Here is a 21,101-nt window from a genome sequence, read left to right as displayed (position 1 = left end):
AGCCCCTCGCGCGCGCATGTGGGGGGAGGCGGCGCGTGGGGCTCCGGTCGTGCGAAGCACTGGTCTGGGCTGGGGAGGTACTGGTCCCCATCCGGGGAGTACCGTTCCCGCGCGTCGGTCGGGGCCGCTTTGCTGTGCCTGCCCGGCAGCGGCCCGCCGCGCGGAGTCCTACTGGTCCGTACTGGTCGGTACGGGTGACGCGTGTCGTACTACGCCGTCTCGGCGACCTTGCTCTGGACCCGGACCGCCACCTCCGTCCACATCTCCGCACTCTCGCTCGCCAGGTAGGCGACGATGCCCCGGCAGTGCGGCGGGACCTTGTCGATGATCTGGTCCCACTCCTCCATGCTGATCGTGTGCAGGTTGAGCAGCCTCAGCAGGGTGCGGCCGATCTCGCTGAAGCGCAGCGCGGGATCCGCCTTGAGCCGCTTCACCGCCTCGGCCCGGTCCTGTGCGGCGTCCCTGTCGGGCACGGCCGACGGGCCTCGGCCCAGGCGCGGGGGCTCGACACGGACCTCGTAGTGCGCCTGCCTGCCGCGCCGGGGCACCGGGTCCTCGCCGCGCATCATGCGATTGCGCACGTCGCGGACCGTCTCCGGTGAGATCGACGCGACGCGGGCCACCTGACGCAGCGAGAGCCCGGGGTTCTGGGCGATGAGTTCGCTCGCGAGCCTGCGTCCCTCGGCGCCGTTGATCGGCCGGACCCGGCCGTCGTGGCCGATCCTGCTCTCCTCGCCCGTACGGCCGCCCGGTGCGCGTCTGCGGATGTCCGCGACCGTGCCGGGCGCGATGCCGCTGACCGAGGCGATCATGCGGTCCGACCACTGCGGGTGCGAGGCGATGATGCGCCCCGCGGCCCGCTTGCGGTCCGCCGTGGTGAGCGGCAGGCCGTGCGTGACGTTGGACTCGACGGCCAGCACGAAGGCGTCGGCGTCGCCCCCGTCGAAGTACCTGACCGCGATCTTGCGCTGTCCCCTGAGTTCGGCGGCCCGTAATCGGTGCAGACCGTCGATCACGCGCATGGACGGCCGGTGCACGGTGATCGGCGGCAGCGGGGTCTGGACGACCGCGAGCGCCGCCACGTGCTCCTGGTCCACCCCGGTGGTGCGCGGTGAGTCCGCCGTCGACAGCGAGCCGATCTCGACCTCGACGACCATCAGCCGATCCATCTGGTCCATCTGAACTGCTTGTTCCGCTGGGTCCATCTGTTCGTGCTCAGGTGTTGCCAACTCAACTCCCCCTTGAGCTCTGGTTGTCCCCCGTGTGCGTCCCGGCACCCCGAACCGCTCAGGTCACACCGTCGCGCCCCTCCGGTGCCACCGGGCGGACCGGCCCGGCACTGCTCCGGAGGGGTGCATCGACGAGGTGCGCTGTACGCGTTCGCCCTCCGTGGAGGGCCCTGAAGTGAATGCGTTGTGCGCTCCGAATGAACCGAACATCTCGTCGAATTACTGAATTTCCCTCAAACCGAACACGCTCACCCTAACAACGCGCATTCGGACCTGGTACCCCTCACTAATGCATAAATCGGGCCGCCGGGTACCCCTATTCACCCCTATCGGTGTTCCTCCCCCACGGGTGCGCGGACTAGGGGTGCGCGAGCTTGCGGCCCATCAGCGGGGAGAGGATCGCGACCGCCGTGGCGACCTCGGCGGCCTCCACCCGGGTCAGGGCCTGATTGCCGTCGCAGAGTGCCGTTCCCGGATCGGGATGTACGTCGATCATGACGCCGTCCGCGCCCACCGCGAGCGCGGCACGGGTGAGCGGAAGGACCAGGTCGCGGCGGCCGCCCGAGTGCGAGGGGTCCACGATCACCGGCAGGTGGGAGAGGCGCTGGACCACCGGCACCGCGCTGATGTCCAGGGTGTTGCGGGTGGCGGTCTCGAAGGTGCGGATGCCGCGCTCGCAGAGCACGATGTCGAGGTTGCCGCGCTGCGCGATGTACTCGGCGGCCATCAGCCACTCCTCGATCGTGGCGCCGAAGCCACGCTTGAGCAGCACCGGCTTGCCCGCCGCGCCCACCTCCTGGAGCAGCGCGAAGTTGTGCATGTTGCGCGTGCCGATCTGCAGCATGTCGGCGTAGGGGGCGACGAGTTCGACGCCTGCCGGGTCGATCACCTCGGTCACCACGGGGAGGCCGGTCTCCGCGCTGACGTCGGCGAGGATGCGCAGGCCCCGCTCGCCGAGCCCCTGGTAGGCGTACGGCGAGGTCCGCGGCTTGAACGCGCCGCCGCGCAGCAGCGCGGCCCCCGCCGCCTTGGCCAGGCGCGCGGCCTCCAGGGTCTGGGAGGGGGTCTCCACCGCGCAGGGCCCCGCGATCACCGTCAGGGTGTCGGGCCCGAACGGCACGCCCGCCACGGTGACCACGGACCTGTCGAGGTGGTGCTCCCTGCTGACCAGCTTGTACGGCACGGAGATCCGTACGACGTCGAGGACCCCGCGCAGTTGGGCCAGGTTGAGGGCGTCGAACGCCTCCACGTCCCCCACGAGGCCCACGATGGTGCGCGTCACGCCCCTGCTGACGAATGCGTCACCGCCCGCTGTGCGCACCAGATCGACGACTGCTTCCACGTCTTTCTGTGTGGCCTCCGGGGCCATCACCACTACCAAGGGGTTCCTCCCGAGATCGCGAAAGGGAATGCTCTGCTCTCGCCGGGATTTCCGCGATTCCCGGTATTCCAGGAACTCGCGGGGCGGGGAATCCCCAGGACGGAGCGCAATCCATTGAGCGACCACGGTAGGAGTGCCCGAGATTTTCCTCAACGACGTGCCACGACATTGTCCAACTGCGCAATATCGCTCGGGCGGAACGGAGTTTCTGGCTCCGGGCTGTGATGATCACAGATCTTCGGACCGCGTTGTGACCGGCCGCCGCGTAGAAACGGAACCGTCGACGGTACTGACACCTGGACGCACGGGCACGGCACGCTGACACACGGACGGGAGGGGCACCCGGATGACCGACCTCCTAGACCACGTGCAGCCGGTCGCAGTCGTCGTGGCTCGCGGGACCTTCGCGACCGCCGGGGCCGGTGTGGGGACTGAGCTTGGCGGCCAGGTCCGCGCGGCGCTGGACGTCCAGCTTCCGGTACGCCCGGGTCAGGTGCTGTTCGACGGTACTGACGGTGATGCAGAGCTTGTCGGCGATCTGCCGGTTGGTGTAGCCACGGACGGCGAGCGTGGCCACACGCAGTTCGGCATTGCTGAGCTCGACGGGGTTGCGTCGGGGGCCCGGGGGCCAGGGGCGTTCGGCGGCCAGGGTGCCCGCTCCCTCCTTCGGCGGGACGCCGGGCACCGGAATGCCGCACTCCCCCGCCAGTTGCTGTGCCTTGCGGGCCAGGCTCCGCGCCTGCCCCACCTTCCCGAGCTCGCGCTGCGCCCTTGCCAACTCATCGGTCGCGCGCGCCAGATCGAGCCGGTGGCCGCGCTCTGTGAGGATCTCGACGGCCTCACCGAGCAGCCCGACGCGGCGCCCCGCGACCAGCGTGCTGGCGAGCACCCGCAGCGACACGGCCCGCGCCGCGCTGCCGCCGGGCCCGACGAGGGCCAGTTGCTCCTCCGCGAGGGCCCGGGCACGGGCCGCGTCCCCGAGCCGGAGGTGGGCCTGTGCCGCGTCGGTGCGCCATGGCACCAGCGCGGGCAGGTCGAACTCCCACCGGGTCATCAGGTCCCCACAGGTGAGGAAGTCGTCGAGCGCGGCGTAGGGGCGACCTGCCGCGAGGTAGTAGTGGCCGCGGGCCCGCAGGTAGAGCAGCCCGTCGGGGGTCTGGAAGGCCGCATCGGGCACCGGAACGCCGAGCTGGGCGGCGGCCTCGTCGATCCTGCCGAGGGCGGTCCTGGTGAACACGGCCGTGGCGATGGGCGAGGCGACGGCCACGCCCCAGCCCTCGGCGGGCACCAGGGCGAGCGCCGAACGCGCCGACGCGTCCGCGGCGAGGAGCGCGCCGGCCCGCAGTTCGACGCGCGCCTTGGCCGATGCCAGGAGCGCCTGCCACATCGGGGCGCGCCGCTCGGCGGCCTCGTTGAACAGCGTCTCGCACCAGAACGCCGCCGCGTCCAGGCGGTCGGCGAGCACCAGGGCGTGCAGCGCGACCAGGAGCGCGGTCAGCGTGCGGTCGTCGAGGCGGGTGCTCTGCAGGATCTGCTCGGCCCTGACCACCACGTCGTCGCCCGCGCCGTCGAGCACCGCCTTCATCAGGCTCGCCGCGCGCTGGTGGGGGCTGCGCGCGAGGCCCGGCGCGTGCTCGGCCGCCTGGGCGTGTTCCGGAGTCGGACCGAAGCAGGCCCGCGCGGAGGCGGGCATTCCCGGATAGGCGTACGTCAGCCAGCCGCGCGGGCAGTCGTGCCCGCGCGGTCCGCCGGGAGCGGTCCTTCCGCACGCCACCACGCCGTGCCTCTCGGACGCACTGAGAACGTCGAGGGCCCGGTCGAAGCGGCCGAACCACAGGAGGTGGCCGACGAGTTCACCGGTGTCACGGGCGCCGAGCCGGCCTTCGAGGGCGGCCGCGCCGAGCTCGGGCAGGTGCTGGTCGACGGTGGCCGGATTGACCCGCCAGCCCGCCCTGGTCAGCGCGGCCCGTATCTCCAGGGCCTGCCGAGGGTCGGAGCAGGTGTCGCGGGCGACCCGCAGGCAGGTGAGGGCGAGTTCGACCTCGTCGTCGGCGAGGGCCCGCTCGGCGGCCTCGATGAGCGTGCGCAGCGCCCAGGGGGCCTCGACGGTCTCGGCCGCGATCAGGTGCTGGACCACCACGGTCGCGGCCGCGCCGTGCTCGTGCAGCACCCGGGCGACCCTGGCCTCCAGGCGGGCGCGGTCGGCGGGCTCGATGCTTCTGAGCACCGCGGCGCGCCCCGCCTCGTGCCGGAACCAGCCCGCGTCGAGCAGCCCCGCCTCGTTCAACGCGCGCAGACTGCGGTGCAGGGACTCCCGGCTGCTGGCGAGCGCCTCCCCGAGTTCGGCGAGCGTCACCTCGGGTCCCGCGACGGCCAGGGCCCAGGCGGTACGCCGGGTGGCCGGATCGCTGCGGTACAGGCCGGTGGCGACGGCCTGCACGAAGGACTCGCCGGGCACCAGGTCCGCGGAGGTCCCGCTCCCTGCGACGGTGGCCCGGTGGTCCTCGATCAACGCACGCGTCAGCAAGGGGCTGCCGCCCCCGATGCGGTGGACGTCCGAGACGAGCTTGCGCGTCCGCCACCCCGGGCCGCCGAATCCAGAGATCATTTCCGCGACCCCGTGCCGCTGGAGCGGGCCGAGGCGGATATTCCGGCACCCCGGCAGGCGCAGTAAATCGACCCGCAATCGCGGATTACCGGCCAGGAAGCCGTTGTTTTCTCCCAGGACGACCAGAATACGACTCACATCCAGCCTGCGGGCCAGGTAGAGGAGGCATTCAAGGGACTCGCTGTCGGCATGATGGACATCATCGATGCTGAGCAGCACGGGCCTTTCCCTGGCCATTTCGAGGACAATCGAGCAGAGCTCGGGAATCTCACCCATCGGTACGCCCTGACGTACCCCCCGCGCACGCCCCGAAGGACCCGGCTCCGCCATCAGGTCCACGATCCGGGCGGCACGCCCGGCGTCCGCGCCGAGCGGATCACCGCCGAGCAACAGCTGCCCCATCACCCCTAGGGGCAGATCGCTCTCCGCTGCTGAGGCTGTGGCCTGCAGATACAGTGCACCGGCGGCGGTCGCCCGCTCTCCGAAGGCGCGCAGAAGGGCGGTCTTGCCGCTGGCCACCGCGCCACTCACCAGAAGGACTCCGCCGTGCCCGGCCTCACAGGAGGCGAGCATTTTTTGCATGATCGAGAATTCTTCACCACGTTCCACCAAGTCCATGAGCCGACTTCTCCCCCGCGCCTGACGGCTGATCCTTGAGCGCTCGATCGAACAGCTGGATCGATTCCTTCGGCTTGACCGACCACCCGTCCGAAGACTCTGCCATATCTGAAAATCAACTACCAGCGCTATTTGACTCAATGCCATCTTATTACCGTCGTGAATGCGCCATGTGGCGGGAAATCGGATTTCACCGCTCCGCATCCGTCGAAAACTCATGCGTATTTGCCTGTTGAGTGAAATCAACGCTCTTTCAGAAGGCGTCAGGGGCGCGGGGGAAACGACGGCAGGGGCGGCAGGGACCTCTGTGACACCAGGGCCGGGTGCACGAATGGCGCGATCGGCATGCCCCGGCTCCTGACCCGTTGACTGGTTCCCGCGCGTCGCGCCCGCCCCACTCCGGCCATCGCCCCGGCCTCCGGTCAGCTCGCGAAGGTGCCCGGATCGCTGTCGTCGAGGGGGTTCTCGGACAGGTACGGGTCGTCGGGCACGAGGCCGTCGTCGGGCTCCTCCGGCTCCTGCGACTGCGGCGGCACGTCGGTCGGCGTCGTCGGCGAGGGGCAGCCGGGCGGCAGCGGCGACGCGGGCTCCGTCGGAGTGCCGGTCACCGCGGAGGGCGTGGGGCAGTCGGCCGACGAGGAGCCGGGGTCCGTGGGGTCCGTGGAGTCCGTGGGGTCCGTGGAGTCGGTGCGGCCCGGGTCGTTGGGCACGACGTTCTCGTCGGGCGTGTCCTGGTCGCCGTCCCCGTCCCGGTGCCCGTCCTGGTCCCGGCGCCCGTCCTGGTCGCCGCCCGAGTCCTTCGGGGTCGGCGTCGGGCTCACGGGCGGCTTCGCCCTGCGGTCCTCGTCGGCGTCCTCGTCACCGATCTTCCGCTCGATCCAGGTGTTGTTGACGATGTTGACGATGGTGATGTTGGTGATCGGCCGGGGCGCCGGGGTCACCACGACGACCTGGGTGGGCCGGTAGCCGCTCCACGGCCCGCCGTTGTGGTGGGGCGCGCCCTGGAACGCGACCGGCGGCTTCAGCGGGTTGCCGCACGCGCAGCGCACCCGAGGCAGGCCCCGTTCGTCGACGAGCACGGCCGTGCCCGACTGGAGCACGGACTGGAAGCCGGTCGCCGAGCCGTCGCGGAAGCCGTGGTTGGTGACCCGGGTGTCGGCCCGCAGCACGACGGGCGTGAGCCCGCGCAGGAAGCCGGGGATCGCGCCCGCCTCGATCCCGGACGCCTCGGCGAAGGCGCGGGCCTTGGCCCGGTCGGCGGTGAGGAAGCGGATCTGCTGATCGACGTCGCAACTGCCGACGGCGTGGGTGCCGCCGTACAGGCCGGGGGTGCCGCCCGCGATGGTGCGGGTGCCCTGCGGGGTGGCGGAGCCGGTGGGCGAGGGCTGCGGCGAACGGGTGACGGGCGGCGGCGTCGCGGTGCTCTTCGCGGTGGAGTCGGTGAACGGATCGGGGCCCTGTGCGGCGACGGGCTGCAGGAACAGCTCACGCTCCCCGTCCGCGGCCTTCTTGTCGCCGTCACCGGCGCAGCCCGCGAGGCCCGCGACCGCGAGGGCCGTGGATATCGCGAGGGTCATCGCGTAGGTCCTGGTGGGGACGCGCACCGGGTTCTCCCGCCGTTGCCGAGGCATATGTCCCTCATTGTCTGCAAGGGTTCCGATCACGCCGCAAGCCGGGAGGTCCCGCCCGGCGCGACCCGCGACGTCCTGCCCGCCGCCGCACCGGATGCCTCACCCAGCGTCACAATGGAGACGTGGAGTGGTTCACGGCGGACGCGTACGACCTGAGCAGGCTGATCTTCCAGCGGGCTCTCGCCGCGGTGTACCTCGTGGCGTTCCTCGGGACGGCCCTGCAGTTCCGGCCGCTCATCGGGGAGCGCGGGATGCTGCCGGTGCCGCGGTACGTCGCGCGCGTACCGTTCCGGCGGGCGCCGAGCCTGTTCCAGCTGCACTACTCGGACCGGTTCTTCGCCCTCTGCGCCTGGGCGGGCTGCGCGGTCGCGGCGGCGCTGCTCGCGGGCGCGGACGGCCAACTGCCCCTGTGGGGCGCCATGGTGCTCTGGCTGATCCCCTGGGCGCTCTACCTCTCCGTCGTGAACGTGGGGCAGACCTGGTACGGCTTCGGCTGGGAGTCCCTGCTCCTGGAAGTCGGCTTCCTCGCGGTCCTCCTCGGCAACGACGAGGTCGCGCCGCCCGTCCTCGTCCTCTTCCTGCTGCGCTGGGTGCTCTTCCGCGTGGAGTTCGGCGCCGGTCTGATCAAGATGCGCGGCGACGCGTGCTGGCGCAGGCTCACCTGTCTCTACTTCCACCACGAGACACAGCCGATGCCCGGGCCGCTGAGCCGGTTCTTCCACCAGCTCCCGCGGCCCGCGCACCGGATCGAGGTCGCCGCCAACCACGTCACCCAACTCGCCGTACCCGTCCTCCTCTTCACCCCGCAGCCGGTGGCGACGGGCGCGGCCTGTCTGATGATCGCGACCCAGCTGTGGCTGGTGCTCTCCGGCAACTTCTCCTGGCTGAACTGGCTCACCATCGTCCTGGCGCTCTCCGCCCTCGACCTCTCCGCCTGGCACACCCCGCGCTCGTTCGCGCCCGCTCCGCTCTGGTACGAAGTGGTGGTCGGCGCCGTCACCGTGGTGCTCCTGGCGCTGAGTTACCGCCCGGTGCGCAATCTGCTGTCCCGGCGGCAGGTGATGAACACCTCCTTCGACCCGCTGCACCTGGTCAACTCCTACGGCGCGTTCGGCAGCGTCAGCCGGGTGCGCCAGGAGATCGTCATCGAGGGAACGAACGATCCGGTGCCGCGCGAGGACTCCGACTGGCGTGCCTACGAGTTCAAGGGCAAGCCGGGCGACGTACGACGGTGGCCGCGCCAGTTCGCGCCGTACCACCTGCGGCTCGACTGGATGATGTGGTTCGCCGCGCTCTCCCCCGCGTACGCCAGGTCGTGGTTCGGGCCGCTGGTGGAAGCCCTCCTGGACGGTGACCGGGACACCCTGAGGCTGCTGCACGCCAGCCCGTTCCCGCCCGAGGCGCCGCCCACGCACGTCCGCGCACGGCTCTACCGCTACCGCTACACGACCTGGCGCGAGCTGCGCGAGACGGGCGCGCACTGGGAGCGGACGTACGTGCGTGATTATCTGGCGCCGACGAAGCTCGCCACGCGGGATCAGCAGCGGTAGACGCGGCGCGCCGTCCCGCCGAACACCTCCGCGAGCTCAGCCGTGTTCAGTGAGCGCGTCAACTGCCGTGCCACGTCCAGGACTTCGCCGTACGACGCGGCGAGCGTACTGACCGGCCAGTCGGAGCCGAACATCAGACGCCCGGGCCCGAAGGCGTCCAGGGCGGTCTCCGCGTAGGGCCGCAGGCCGTCCACCGTCCACGCCTTGTGGTCCGCCTCGGTCACCAGACCGGACAGTTTGCCCACCGTGTTGGGGCGCGCGGCGAGCGTGCGAAGCGCCGAGGCCCAGGGTTCAAGAGCCCTCGCGGCGATGGGCGGCTTGCCCAGGTGGTCGAGGACGAAGGTGAGTTCGGGGAGGTCCGCCGCCGCCTTGGCGCAGGCGGGGAGCTGGTGGGGCAGGACCACGAGGTCGTAGGCGAGACCGGCGCCGGCGACGGCGGCGAGGCCCCTGCGGACGTCCGGGCGCAGCAGCCACTCGGGGTCGGGCTCGCCCTGGACCTGGTGGCGGATGCCCACCAGGTGCTGCCCGCCGGGGAGTTCACGGAGCGCTGCCAGGGTGTCGGCGACATCCGGGCGGGTGAGGTCGGTCCAGCCGACGACGCCCGCGACGAGGTCGCTGTCGTGCGCGAGCGCGAGGAACTCGGGTGTCTCCTCGGGCACGGTGACCGTCTGGACGAGGACCGTGGCGGTGACGCCCGCCGCGCGTGCCTCGGGGGCGAGGTCGGCCAGGATGAAGGTGCGCCGGAGGGGTGCGAGCTCCTCGCCGGTGATCCACTCCTGGTCGCGTACGGAGAGGTCCCACACGTGGTGGTGGGCGTCCACCAGGTCGGTCACGGCAGCTCCCACACGACGGGAAGACCGGCCTCGGAGCCCTCGGCGGAGTAGTCGTGCACGACGTCGAGCAGCTCGGCCATCCGGGCCTGCCAGGCGATGTTGACCGGCAGGTTCTCCAGCTCGGCGAGCATGCGGGCGTAGTCCTCGCACTCCAGGACGTGGAAGAGGTCGGTGCCGCTGCGCCAGATGGTCCAGGAGGTGGCGCCCGCGGCGCGGATCGCCGCGACGAGTTCGGCGGGCACCTCGCGGTGCGCGGCCTCGTACTCCTCGATCAGGTCGGCGCGGACGGTGGTGTGCAGGGCGACTCTCACGGGCGGTCCTCTCCCGGGACGGGCACATCGGCCGCGAGCAGCCCTTCCGCCCGCGCGTCGCGCCAGAATTCCGCGGGTACGTCGGCGGTGAACTGTTCTGCGGCGTCGGTGACCTGCTCCGGCGCGTGGATGCCGACGAGGACGCTGGCGACGGCCGGATGGCCGAACGGGAAGGCCAGCGCGGCGGCCCGCAGCGTGGTGCCGTGCCGTTCGGCGAGTGCCCGCAAGGCGCGGGCGCGTCGCAGGAGTTCGGCCGGTGCCTCGACGTAGTCGAAGCGCGCACCCGGCTTCGGGTCGGCGAGCAGACCGGAGTTGAAGACGCCGCCGATGACGACGGACGCGCCCCGCTCGCTCGCGGCGGGCAGCAGTTCCGTGAGTGCCTGCTGGTCCAGGAGCGTGTAGCGGCCCGCGCACAGCACCGCGTCGACGTCCGTGTCGCGGACGAAGCGCGTGAGCATCTCGGCCTGGTTCATGCCCGCGCCTATCGCGCCGACGACGCCCTCGGAGCGCAGCTTCTCCAGGGCCGGATAGCCCTCGCGGAACGCCTCTTCGGCGTGGTGGTCGGGGTCGTGGAGGAAGACGACGTCGACGCGGTCGGTGCGCAGGCGGGTCAGGCTGGACTCGATGGAGCGGCGGATGCCGTCCGCGCTGAAGTCCCAGACCCTGCGGTGGGTGCGCGGCACCGCGAAGCCGCCGTCCGCGAGGTCGTCGCCGTGGACATCGCCGACCGGTTCGAGCAGCCTGCCCACCTTCGTCGAGATCGTGTACGAGGCCCGGTCGCGGCCGCTCAGCGCCTCCCCGATGCGGCGCTCGGAGAGTCCGAGGCCGTAGTGCGGGGCGGTGTCGAAGTAGCGGATGCCCGCGTCCCAGGCGTGCTCGACGGCGGTGGCCGCCTGCTCGTCGCTGATCGGCGAGTAGAGGTTGCCGATGCCGGCGGCGCCGAAGGACAGCTCGGTCACCTCGACGCCGCCGGGGCCGAGGGGCCGCCGCGCCGGGCCGCTCACCGGTCCACCGTCCGCAGGCGCAGGCCCTGCATGCCGCCGTCGACGGCGAGGGCGGTGCCGGTGGTGGCGCCGGACAGGGGGCTCGCCAGGTAGGCGATGGCGCCCGCGACCTCCTCGGCGGAGACCAGGCGCCCGGTGGGCTGGCGGGCCTGGAGCGCGGCCCGTTCGGCGGCGGGGTCGGGGGCCGCGTCCAGGAGACGGCCGACCCACGGGGTGTCCACGGTGCCGGGGTTCACACAGTTGACCCGTACCCCTTCGCGTACGTGGTCGGCGGCCATCGCCAGGGTCAGCGAGAGCACCGCGCCCTTGGACGCCGAGTACAGGGCGCGCTGCGGCAGGCCCGCGGTCGCGGCGATGGAGCAGGTGTTGACGATCGCCGCGCTGGACGAGGCGCGCAGGTGAGGCAGGGTGGCGCGGGTGGTGCGGACGATGCCGAGGACGTTGACGTCGATGACCCGGTGCCACTGGGCGTCGTCGTTGTCCTCGACGGTGCCCTGGGCGCCGATGCCCGCGTTGTTGACGAGGACGTCCAGTCCGCCGAGGTCGGCGGTGGCGGCGGCGACCGCCTCCCGTACGGAGGTGTCGTCGGCGACGTCGGCGGTGTACCCGCGCAGCGGCTTGTCGACGCCGCTCGGGTCGAGGTCGAGCACGGCGACCTGGGCGCCGCGCGCGGCGAGGAGCTCGGCGGTGGCCCGGCCGATGCCGGACGCGCCACCGGTGACCAGGGCCTTGAGCCCTGCGAAGTCCGTCATGCGGCTGCTCCCTTGTCCGAAGCGAGGTCGGCGGCCCAGAACGAACCGCCCGGGTAGGTGAATTCGGCGATGGACTCCGGGCGCATGGTGGCCGAGAAGCCCGGCGCGGTGGGGGCCGTGTAGTGGCCCGCGCGCATCACCACGGGGTCGATGAAGTGCTGGTGCAGGTGGTCGACGTACTCGATGACGCGGTTCTCGGTCGTACCCGAGAGCGCGACGTAGTCGAACATCGACAGGTGCTGGACGAGTTCGCACAGGCCGACGCCGCCCGCGTGCGGGCAGACGGGGACGGCGAACTTCGCCGCCAGCAGCAGGATCGCGAGGTTCTCGTTGACACCGCCGACGCGCGCCGCGTCGATCTGGAGGATGTCGATGGCGCCCGCCTGGAGGAGCTGCTTGAAGACGATGCGGTTCTGCACGTGTTCGCCGGTGGCGACCTTGACCGGGGCCACGCCCGTGCGGATCGCGGCGTGCCCGAGTACGTCGTCGGGGCTGGTCGGCTCCTCGACCCAATAGGGGTCGAACTCGGCGAGCGCGCGGGTCCATTCGACGGCCTCGCCGACGTTCCAGCGCTGGTTGGCGTCGATCGCCATGCGGATGCCGGGGCCGATGGCGCCGCGCGCGGTGCGGCAGCGCCGGATGTCGTCGGCGAGGTCCGCGCCGACCTTCAGCTTGATCTGGGTGAATCCGTCGGCGACGGCCTGCCGGGCGAGCCGCGTGAGCTTCTCGTCGCTGTAGCCGAGCCAGCCCGGCGATGTGGTGTAGCCGGGGAAGCCCCGCTCGCGGAGGGTGGCCTCGCGCCCGGTGGCTCCCTCGCGTCCGGCCCGCAGCAGGCCGACGGCCTCCTCGGGGGTGAGCGCGTCGGCGATGTAGCGGAAGTCGACCTGGGAGACGAGCCACTCGGGGGTGGCGTCGGTGAGGAGCTGCCAGAGCGGTTTGCGGGCGCGCTTGGCCGCCAGGTCCCAGACGGCGTTGACGACCGCGCCGATCGCCATGTGCATCACGCCCTTTTCGGGGCCGAGCCAGCGCAGTTGGCTGTCGCCGATCAGGTCGCGGTTGACCGTGCCGGGGTCGGCGCAGAGCTCGTCGACCCGGCGGCCGACGACGTGGTGGCGCAGGGCGTTGATCGCGGCGACCTGGACGTCGTTGCCGCGCCCGATGGTGAAGGTGAAGCCGTGCCCCTCCAGGCCGTCGTCCGCGTCGGTGCGGAGCACCACGTAGGCGGCGGAGTAGTCGGGGTCCGGGTTCATCGCGTCGGACCCGTCGAGCTCCCGTGAGGTCGGGAACCGTATGTCGTAGGTGTCGACCGCGGTGACGCGGGTGGGAGTCGGGGACACAGGAGACCTTTCCGGAAAGGGGCGGGGGCGCGGGGAACCGGCTCGCGGTCGGTCCTGTGCGCGATCAGTCCTGTGCGCGGCCCGTGGTGACGCGCGCGATCATCAGGGCGACCAGGATGATTCCGCCGTAGATGGCCTGGATCCAGAAGGACGGCACCTGGGCGAGCGTGAGCAGGTTCTGTACGACGCCGAGCAGCAGCACGCCGGTGAGGGCGCCGAACATGGTGCCCTTGCCGCCGTCGAGGCTGATGCCGCCGATGACCGCGGCGGCGAACACGGTGAAGATCATGTTCTGGCCCTGGTTGGCGTTGATGGCACCCACGTAGCCGGTCTGCATGAGGCCGCCGACCGCGGCGAGGGCACCGGCCACGACGAACACGCCGAGCATGACGCGCTCCACGCGGATGCCGGCGGCGCGGGCCGCGTCCGGGTTGCCGCCGATCGCGTACAGGGCGCGTCCCACCCGGTGGTACTTGAGCACGAACCCCGCGACGCCGAAGGCGACCGCCGCGAGCCACACGGAGAGCGGGATGGTCAGGAAGGTGGAGGTGGCCAGGGTGTAGAACGCCTCGGGCATGCCGAACAGCGTCTTACCCTTGGTGGACCCGACCAGCAGGCCGCGCAGCACGATCAGCATGGCGAGCGTCACGATGAACGCGTTGAGCTTGAGCTTCACCACGAGGATGCCGTTGAAGGCGCCGATGGCCGCGCCGACCAGGAGGATCGCGAGCAGTCCGACGGCGGCGGGCAGGTCGGTGCCGAATCCGGCCTGCGCCGCGGGCAGCACGAGGAGCGCGCCGAGGGCGGGCGCGATGCCGACGACCGACTCCAGGGAGAGGTCGAACTTGCCGGTGATCAGGACGAGGGACTCGGCAAGTACGACCATCGCGAGGGCGGCGGACGCGCCGAGGATGGAGATGAGGTTCCGCTCGGTCAGGAACGAGTCGTTGAGCAGTGCTCCGAGCAGCGTGAGCAGCAACAGGGCCGGTACGAGGGCGAGTTCGCGGGCGCGGCGCAGCAGTACGGTTTTCGCTGACCCTGGGTTCCGCTCCTGCCGCACGGGGGGCGTGGTCGTTTGGGCTGTCGCCGGGGCCTTGATGTCAGCCATGGTGGTCTCCTTGCTTCTCGGCTGCGGGCCCGTGGGGGTTGCTCGCGCAGTTCCCCGCGCCCCTGACGGGGCCCGTACCCACGCCCTCGATCGAGGCGATCAGGTCGTGATCGGTGAAACCCGCCTCGTGTTCCGCGACGATGCGGCCGTGGAAGAGGACCAGGACGCGGTCGCAGCGGCGCAGGTCGTCGAGTTCGTCGGAGACGACGAGGACCGCGGTGCCGTCCTCCCGGGCGTTGTCCATGCGGCCGAGCAGTGACTCCTTGGACTTCACGTCGACGCCCGCCGTGGGGTTGATGAGGACGAGCAGGCGGGGGTCCGAGGCGAGTGCGCGGGCCATGACGACCTTCTGCGCGTTGCCGCCGGAGAGGTCGGAGACGGGCTGGTCGGGGCCCTCGGCGTGGATGTCGAGGCGCTCGATCAGCTCGTCGGCGAAGCGGCGCTTGCTGTCGGTGGCGACGAAGCCGTACCTGCCGAGGCGGTCGAGGACGCTCATCGTGGCGTTGTCGCCGATGGACATCCCGAAGACGAGGCCCTGGTCGTGCCGGTCGCGCGGCACGCAGCCCACCCCGGCGCGCAGCGCGGCGGTGACGTCGCCGAACGGCAGTTCCTCGCCGCCCAAGCGGGCGGTGCCGCCGGTCGGCCTGTGCAGTCCCGCGAAGCTCTCCGCGAGGTTGATCTTGCCGCTGCCGCTGGATCCGGCGAGGCCGACGACCTCGCCCTTGCGTACGGTCAGGTCAATGTCGGCGTACGTCTCGCTGGTCAGGCCCTTGACGTCGAGCACGACCGGGGCATCGGCGGGGACCTCGGTGCGTGCCACGGCCCGTTCGGCCTCGGCCTGTTCGGCGATGACCTCGCCCGCCATGGCCTCCACCAGGGCGCCGCGCGGCAGTTCGGCCACGGGGGCGCTGGTGATCCAGCGGGCGTCGCGCAGGACCGTGACTGTCTGGCACACCTCGTACACCTCCTGGAGGTGGTGCGAGATGAACAGGAAGGTGACGCCGGATTCCTGGAGGGCGCGCATACGTGTGAAGAGGCGCTCGATCTCGCGGTTGTCGAGCTGGGCGGTCGGCTCGTCCAGGACGATGAACCGCGCCCCGAAGCTCAACGCCCGTGCGATCTCCACCATTTGGCGGTCCTCGACCTTGAGCTCGGCGGTGCGCGCGTCGGGGTCGACGTGCACGTCCCAGGTGTCGAGGAGCTCCGCGGCCTGGGTGCGCAGCCTGCGCCAGCTGATGAAGCCGCCGCGGCCTTCCGGCTGCCGGTTGATGAAGAGGTTCTCGGCGACGGTCAGTTCGGGAACGACGGTCGGCTTCTGGTAGACGCAGGCGACCTTGCGGCGCCAGGCGTCGCGGTCACCGAGCGGCGGCGCGGGCTCGCCGTCGAAGAGGACGGTGCCCGCGTCCGGCGCCTGGAGCCCGGTGAGGATGGTGACGAGGGTGGACTTGCCCGCGCCGTTGCGGCCGACGAGGGCGTGGGACTCGCCGGGCAGGACGGTGAGGCGGCCGTCCTGGAGCGCGACGGTGGGCCCGTACCGCTTGACGATGCCGGACGCCTCGACGAGCGGGGTCGGCGCGGCCCGGCCGGAGGGCAGCTTGGTCATCGGCTCACTCATTTGACCGCGTTGCCCCACAGCTTGGAGTCGTCGACGTTCTCCTTGGTGACCAGCGGGGCGGGCAGCTGGTCCTCCAGGATGCCGCTGGGCAGCTTGACGATCTCGGAGTCGTGGTCGGTCGGACCCGGCTTGAACTTCTTCCCGTTCATCGCGGCCTTGATGTAGTACATGCCGTACTTGGCGTAGGCGTCGGCGGGCTGCGAGACGGTCGCGTCGATCTGTCCCTTGCGGATCGCGTCGAACTCCTGCGGGATGCCGTCGTTGGAGATGACGGTGATGTGCCCCTTCTCCCCCGCCTTCTTGAGCATCTCCTTGGACTTGAGGGTCTGGAGGGTGGGCGCGAGATAGACGCCACCCGCCTGCATGTAGATGCCCTTGATGTCGGGGTCGGAGTTGAGGAGCGTGTCGAGCTTGGACGCGGCCGTGTCGGACTCCCACTTGGCGGGGATCTCCAGGGCCTTCAGCTTCGGGTACTTCTTCTTCACGCAGTCGCGGAACGCCTTGGAGCGCTCCCGGCCGTTGACGGACGCCAGATCGCCCATGATCTGCACGACCTTGCCGGTCTTGACCTGCTTGCCGAGGTAGTCACAGGCCTTCTCGCCGTACGCGACGTTGTTCGCGCGGACGACCATGGCGACCTTGCCCTGCTCGGGCGCGACGTCGACGGCGACCACGGGCACGCCCTTACGCTCGGCCTGGTCGAGTCCGGCGGATATCGCGGCGCTGTCGAGCGGGGCGACGACGAGGCCCTTCACGTTCTGGTTCAGCTGGTTGTTGATGTCCGTGATCTGCTGCGAGGGGTCGCTGTTGGAGTTGACGGTCTTCATCGCGTCGACGTCCTCGGACTTCGCCATCTTCGGCACGTAGTCGTTGTAGGACTGCCAGAACGGGGAGGTCAGCAGCGGCAGGATCACCCCGACCTTGCCCTCGCCGCCTCCGCCGCCGGACCCCGCGGAGTCCTTCGTGCTGCCGCACGCGGTGAGCGCGAGGGACGCGCAGGCGGCCACGGCCGCGGCCCGCACCGCCCGTGAAGTCCCCATCCTGCCGGGCCTGTTGCGCACTTTCCTGCCAGCCATCTGACGGCTCCTCATCGAGGGGGATCGAACGGGATCGGGAGGTGGTCGAGTGGTTTCCAGGACCCGATGACGCGAATATTTATCAGACCACTTGGCGCCCACAACACCCCTCGTCGCCAACTTTTCGGGGTTTCAGGCCGTAGTGGTCGGACCACATCTCTGGCTAGACTGCCGCGCACCCGGCTAGTGGAGGAGCGTTACGTGGACCAGCCAGAGCAGTTGGCCCCGCAGAAGGGCACCGTGACGCAACGGGCCATCGAGCAGATCAAGACCATGATCGGCGAGGGCCGTCTGGAGCCTGGTCAACGCCTGCCCACGGAACGGGACTTGGCGGTGCAACTGGGCATCTCACGCAGCTCGATGCGCGAGGCGATCCGCGCGCTGACGGTGCTCGGCGTCCTGGAGGCGCGGCACGGCTCCGGCATCTACGTCACACAGCTGGAGGCGGGCGACCTCCTGGAGACCTTCGGCGTGGTCGCCGACCTGTCCAGGGGACCCCGGCTCGTGGAACTGCTCGAAGTGCGGCGGGTCCTGGAGTCGACGGCCACGGCGCTCGCCGCCGCACGCATCTCGCCGGACCAACTATCCGACGTCGAGAAGCACTTGGAGGCGATGAACGCCACCGACGACCCGGAGGAGATCCTCTCCCACGACCTCGCCTTCCACCGCACGATCGCGTTCGCCGCGGGCAACGACACGATGGCCGCGATCCTGGAGGGCCTCTCCTCGCGCACGTTCCGCGCCCGGGTGTGGCGCGGCTACCAGGAGGAGGGCGCCTTCGAACGCACCCGCCGCGAGCACGCCCGCATCCACCGCGCCCTGGTCGCCCGCGACCCGGAGGCGGCACGGGCCGCGGCGGCGGCGCACGTGGGCGAGGTGGAGGAGTGGCTGCGGGCGCAGTTGGACGGATAGGGCCCCCGGCGCCGTGGCGCCGGGGGCCCTTCACTCAGCCCCGGGTACTGCTCAGCCCCGGCTGAACCGCAGCGTGACCAGCTCGAACGGGCGCAGCGTCAGCGACACCGCGCCGTCCGCGAGCTCGGGTGCCGCCACCCCGTCGAGCGGACGCTCCAGGAGGTCGGTCACCGCGACCGAAGACGCCGGGAAGCCCGCCGTCAGCGTGGCCTTCGCGCGGCCGCCGCGCGACTCGTGGAAGCGCACGACCACGTCGCCGCCGCCGTCGTCGGCGAGCTTGACCGCCGTGACGACCACGGCGTCGTCGTCGACCGTGACCAGCGGCGCGACGTCGGAGCCGCCGCTCACCCGGCGCTCGGGCAGGTTGATGCGGTAGCCCTCGCGCACCGCGTCGCCGATGGCCGCGCCCGGCACGAGCGCGTGCCGGAAGCGGTGCACGCCCTGGTCGGTCTCGGGGTCGGGGAAGCGCGGCGCGCGCAGGAGGGAGACGCGGACCGTGGTGGTCGTGCCGGAGTCGTCGGCGCGGACCGTGCGGGTCACGTCGTGGCCGTACGTCGAGTCGTTGACGAGCGCGACGCCCCAGCCCGGCTCCTCCATGTGCACGAAGCGGTGGTTGCACGCCTCGAACTTGGCGGCCTCCCAGCTCGTGTTGGTGTGGGTGGCGCGGTAGAAGTGCCCGAACTGGGTCTCCGAGGCGTACCGCTCCGCGTGGATGTCCAGCGGGAAGGACAGCTTGAGGAACTTCTCGGTCTCGTGCCAGTCGACCTCGGTGTCGATGTCGAGCCGCTGGACGCCGGGCTCCAGGGAGAGGACCTGGGTCAGGCGCGACTCGCCGAAGGTGCGCACGATCCGGACCGACGCGCCCTCACCGGCGACGACCTCGTCGGCCTCGGTGAGATCCGTGACGGTGTTGCGGTAGAACTCGTCCACGTCCCAGGCGTCCCACATGTTGGGGAAGTCGGCGTGGAGCTGCGGCAGGTTCGCCGCCCCGCCGGGCACGACCGTCTCCCGGTCGGCCACCAGGTCGTACGCGGAGACGACCAGGCCGCGCGCGTCGATCTCGACCCGCAGCAGCCCGTTGTCCAGGACGAAGCCGCCGTCGGCGCGCGACGCGATCGCGGACTGTCCTTCGATCGCGGCGGGGCGGGCGCCGCCCGCGGGCACGCCGTCACGGGTGTGCGGAGTGGAGTTGAAGACCAGGGCGCCCGTGCCCTCACCGGCCAGCGCGCGCTGCGCCTTGTCGATGATGCCGGTCAGCTCCTGCGCGAGCGCCGCGTACGTCGCGCGGGCCTCGCGGTGCACCCAGGCGATGGACGAGCCGGGCAGGATGTCGTGGAACTGGTGGAGCAGCACCGTCTTCCAGATGCGGTCCAACTGCTCGTAGGGGTACGCGAATTCGGCGGAACGGACGGCGGCCGTCGCGGCCCACAGCTCCGCCTCGCGGAGCAGGTGCTCGCTGCGCCGGTTGCCCTGCTTGGTGCCCGCCTGACTGGTGAGGGTCGCGCGGTGCAGCTCCAGGTACAGCTCGCCGACCCAGACCGGCGGGTTGGGGTACTCGGCCTCGGCCTTCTCGAAGAACTCCGCGGGCGTCTCCCACTGGACGGTCGCCGAGCCCTCGAGGTCCTTCAGGCGCGCGGCCTTGGCGATCATCTCGCGGGTGGTGCCGCCGCCTCCGTCGCCCCAGCCGGTGGGCGCGAGGGAGTGCCTGGCCACGCCCTTGTCCTTGAAGTTCTTCGCCGCGTGGGCGATCTCGCTGCCCTTCATCGAGCAGTTGTAGGTGTCGACGGGCGGGAAGTGCGTGAAGATGCGGGTGCCGTCGATGCCTTCCCAGTTGAAGGTGTGGTGCGGGAAGCGGTTGGTCTGCGACCAGGAGATCTTCTGCGTGAGCAGCCACTTGGCGCCCGCCGCCTTGATGATCTGCGGAAGACCGGCGGCGAAGCCGAAGGTGTCGGGCAGCCACGCCTCGTCGTTCTCCACGCCGAACTCGTCGATGAAGAACCGCTTGCCGTGCACGAACTGACGGGCCATCGCCTCCGAGCCCGGCATGTTCGTGTCCGACTCGACCCACATGCCACCGGTGGGCACGAACCGCCCGTCGGCGACGGCCTTCTTGACCTTCGCCCACACCTCGGGCCTGTGCTCCTTGATCCACGCCCACTGCTGCGCCTGGGACATGGCGAAGACGAAGTCCGGCTCGTCCTCCAGGAGCGCCGTCATGTTGGACGTCGTCCGCGCCACCTTGCGCACCGTCTCGCGCAGCGGCCACAGCCACGCGGAGTCGATGTGCGCGTGCCCGACGGCGCTGATGCGGTGCGCGGAGGGCTCGGCGGGGGTGGCGAGCACGCCTGCCAGCTGGGCCCGTGCGGCGGCCGCGGAACCGTTCACGTCCTGGAGGTCGACGGCGTCGAGCGCACGGCCGACCGCGCGCACGATGTCGTAGCGCCGCCCGGAGTTCTCGGGCAGCTCCTGCATCAGCTCGCCGAGGACTTCGAGGTCGATGACGAGCTGCCACACCGTCTCGTCGAAGACGGCGAGGTCCATGCGCTCAAGGGTGTACTGGGGCTCGCTGCCCGCGGTCTCCTTGTCGCCGAGCTGGGTGGGCAGGAAGGGGTGGTAGTCGAGGATGACGGGGTTGGACGCGGCCTCGACGTGCAGGCGCACCTCCTCGCCGCCCTCGGCGGGGGCGGCGACGCGCACCCACTGGTTGCGCGGGTTGAGGCCCTTCACCGGGGTGCCATCGGGGCGGTAGACGAGGCCCTCGCACTGGAAGCCGGGCATGTTCTCGTCGAAGCCGAGGTCGAGGATCGCCTCGACGGTCTTGCCCGCCCACTCCTTCGGCACGGTCCCCGTCACCCGGAACCAGCTGGTGCCCCAGGGCGCGCCCCACTTCTCCCCGACGGCGGTCGGCGAGGGCTCGGCGGCGAGCCCTTCGGCCACCGGCACGGGTTCGCCGGGCGCGTTCCACACGGCGACGTCGAGCGGCACGGACGCGGGATACACGGCGGGCCTGATGCGCTCGTCCAGAACGCGCTTGAGGCGGGCTTCGACCAGGGTGCGGTCGTCATGCATGGGGTCTCCCAGGTAAGTGTCGTTCACTGCATAGCGGGCCGAGATTCAGCACGCGCCGGGTGAATTC

At 71.1% G+C, this 21,101-nt stretch carries 15 protein-coding genes; 2 read left to right on the top strand and 13 right to left on the bottom strand.

The features are described from left to right. Window positions 1-209 precede the first annotated feature (209 nt). From KY5_RS37475 to KY5_RS37460, 4 genes are all read right to left on the bottom strand, one after another. Window positions 210-1,178 carry a ParB/RepB/Spo0J family partition protein gene (locus KY5_RS37475; protein ID WP_098246373.1) on the bottom strand — a complete coding sequence of 323 codons (969 nt, stop codon included), beginning with the start codon at window positions 1,176-1,178 and terminating at the stop codon, window positions 210-212. A gap of 409 nt (window positions 1,179-1,587) precedes the next feature. Continuing rightward, on the bottom strand, window positions 1,588-2,598 hold the full coding sequence (gene aroF / locus KY5_RS37470; protein ID WP_224059144.1) for a 3-deoxy-7-phosphoheptulonate synthase: 1,011 nt from the start codon (window positions 2,596-2,598) through the stop codon (window positions 1,588-1,590). Window positions 2,599-2,968: 370 nt separating this feature from the next. Next, complete coding sequence (locus KY5_RS37465; protein ID WP_267894311.1) at window positions 2,969-5,836, bottom strand: ATP-binding protein; 2,868 nt, start codon at window positions 5,834-5,836, stop codon at window positions 2,969-2,971. Between the two features lie 422 nt (window positions 5,837-6,258). Next, on the bottom strand, window positions 6,259-7,467 hold the full coding sequence (locus KY5_RS37460; protein ID WP_234363054.1) for a DUF6777 domain-containing protein: 1,209 nt from the start codon (window positions 7,465-7,467) through the stop codon (window positions 6,259-6,261). A gap of 122 nt (window positions 7,468-7,589) precedes the next feature. On the opposite strand from KY5_RS37460, the gene KY5_RS37455 reads away from it, so the two are divergent. Further along, entirely contained in the window at window positions 7,590-9,017 is a 1,428-nt protein-coding gene (locus tag KY5_RS37455) for a lipase maturation factor family protein (RefSeq protein ID WP_098246370.1), read from the top strand. Here the strand turns inward: KY5_RS37455 and KY5_RS37450 are convergent. From KY5_RS37450 to KY5_RS37415, 8 genes are all read right to left on the bottom strand, one after another. After that, on the bottom strand, window positions 9,005-9,850 hold the full coding sequence (locus KY5_RS37450; RefSeq protein ID WP_234363053.1) for an amidohydrolase family protein: 846 nt from the start codon (window positions 9,848-9,850) through the stop codon (window positions 9,005-9,007). The genes KY5_RS37455 and KY5_RS37450 overlap by 13 nt on opposite strands. Continuing rightward, a complete protein-coding gene (locus tag KY5_RS37445) occupies window positions 9,847-10,161 on the bottom strand; it encodes an L-rhamnose mutarotase (RefSeq protein ID WP_098246368.1) in 315 nt (104 codons plus the stop codon). Before KY5_RS37445 ends, KY5_RS37450 begins: the two co-directional genes overlap by 4 nt. Continuing rightward, window positions 10,158-11,165: an aldo/keto reductase gene (locus KY5_RS37440; RefSeq protein WP_098246367.1), complete on the bottom strand. Its 1,008-nt coding sequence runs from the start codon at window positions 11,163-11,165 to the stop codon at window positions 10,158-10,160. Before KY5_RS37440 ends, KY5_RS37445 begins: the two co-directional genes overlap by 4 nt. Continuing rightward, window positions 11,162-11,917, bottom strand: coding sequence for an SDR family NAD(P)-dependent oxidoreductase (locus KY5_RS37435; RefSeq protein ID WP_098246366.1), 756 nt, complete (start codon window positions 11,915-11,917; stop codon window positions 11,162-11,164). The genes KY5_RS37440 and KY5_RS37435 overlap by 4 nt, the downstream gene beginning before the upstream one ends. After that, window positions 11,914-13,254, bottom strand: coding sequence for an L-fuconate dehydratase (locus KY5_RS37430; protein WP_098246365.1), 1,341 nt, complete (start codon window positions 13,252-13,254; stop codon window positions 11,914-11,916). The genes KY5_RS37435 and KY5_RS37430 overlap by 4 nt, the downstream gene beginning before the upstream one ends. A 64-nt stretch (window positions 13,255-13,318) precedes the next feature. Next, the gene (locus KY5_RS37425; RefSeq protein ID WP_098246364.1) at window positions 13,319-14,362 is read right to left on the bottom strand and encodes an ABC transporter permease; all 1,044 of its coding nucleotides are present in this window, start codon (window positions 14,360-14,362) and stop codon (window positions 13,319-13,321) included. Next, on the bottom strand, window positions 14,355-15,965 hold the full coding sequence (locus KY5_RS37420; RefSeq protein ID WP_098246363.1) for a sugar ABC transporter ATP-binding protein: 1,611 nt from the start codon (window positions 15,963-15,965) through the stop codon (window positions 14,355-14,357). Before KY5_RS37420 ends, KY5_RS37425 begins: the two co-directional genes overlap by 8 nt. A gap of 8 nt (window positions 15,966-15,973) precedes the next feature. After that, window positions 15,974-17,053: a sugar ABC transporter substrate-binding protein gene (locus KY5_RS37415; protein WP_098246362.1), complete on the bottom strand. Its 1,080-nt coding sequence runs from the start codon at window positions 17,051-17,053 to the stop codon at window positions 15,974-15,976. A gap of 201 nt (window positions 17,054-17,254) precedes the next feature. On the opposite strand from KY5_RS37415, the gene KY5_RS37410 reads away from it, so the two are divergent. Further along, the gene (locus KY5_RS37410) at window positions 17,255-17,965 is read left to right on the top strand and encodes a FadR/GntR family transcriptional regulator (RefSeq protein WP_098246361.1); all 711 of its coding nucleotides are present in this window, start codon (window positions 17,255-17,257) and stop codon (window positions 17,963-17,965) included. 51 nt (window positions 17,966-18,016) lie between these two features. Here the strand turns inward: KY5_RS37410 and KY5_RS37405 are convergent, their stop codons facing one another. Then, the gene (locus tag KY5_RS37405) at window positions 18,017-21,034 is read right to left on the bottom strand and encodes an alpha-mannosidase (protein WP_098246360.1); all 3,018 of its coding nucleotides are present in this window, start codon (window positions 21,032-21,034) and stop codon (window positions 18,017-18,019) included. Window positions 21,035-21,101 lie beyond the last annotated feature (67 nt).

This window comes from Streptomyces formicae (assembly GCF_002556545.1).
Lineage (GTDB): Bacteria > Actinomycetota > Actinomycetes > Streptomycetales > Streptomycetaceae > Streptomyces > Streptomyces formicae_A.
Note: the sequence above shows the minus strand (reverse complement) of the source record. Positions and strands in the feature narration are given on the sequence as shown.

What these genes read in the sequence shown, in the direction of transcription:
- KY5_RS37475 (WP_098246373.1), bottom strand. Translation starts at nt 1,178, where the DNA reads ATGGACCAGATGGATCGGCTGATGGTCGTCGAGGTCGAGATCGGCTCG.
- aroF (WP_224059144.1), bottom strand. Translation starts at nt 2,598, where the DNA reads ATGGCCCCGGAGGCCACACAGAAAGACGTGGAAGCAGTCGTCGATCTG.
- KY5_RS37465 (WP_267894311.1), bottom strand. Translation starts at nt 5,836, where the DNA reads ATGGACTTGGTGGAACGTGGTGAAGAATTCTCGATCATGCAAAAAATG.
- KY5_RS37460 (WP_234363054.1), bottom strand. Translation starts at nt 7,467, where the DNA reads ATGCCTCGGCAACGGCGGGAGAACCCGGTGCGCGTCCCCACCAGGACC.
- KY5_RS37435 (WP_098246366.1), bottom strand. Translation starts at nt 11,917, where the DNA reads ATGACGGACTTCGCAGGGCTCAAGGCCCTGGTCACCGGTGGCGCGTCC.
- KY5_RS37425 (WP_098246364.1), bottom strand. Translation starts at nt 14,362, where the DNA reads ATGGCTGACATCAAGGCCCCGGCGACAGCCCAAACGACCACGCCCCCC.
- KY5_RS37420 (WP_098246363.1), bottom strand. Translation starts at nt 15,965, where the DNA reads ATGACCAAGCTGCCCTCCGGCCGGGCCGCGCCGACCCCGCTCGTCGAG.
- KY5_RS37415 (WP_098246362.1), bottom strand. Translation starts at nt 17,053, where the DNA reads ATGGCTGGCAGGAAAGTGCGCAACAGGCCCGGCAGGATGGGGACTTCA.
- KY5_RS37405 (WP_098246360.1), bottom strand. Translation starts at nt 21,034, where the DNA reads ATGCATGACGACCGCACCCTGGTCGAAGCCCGCCTCAAGCGCGTTCTG.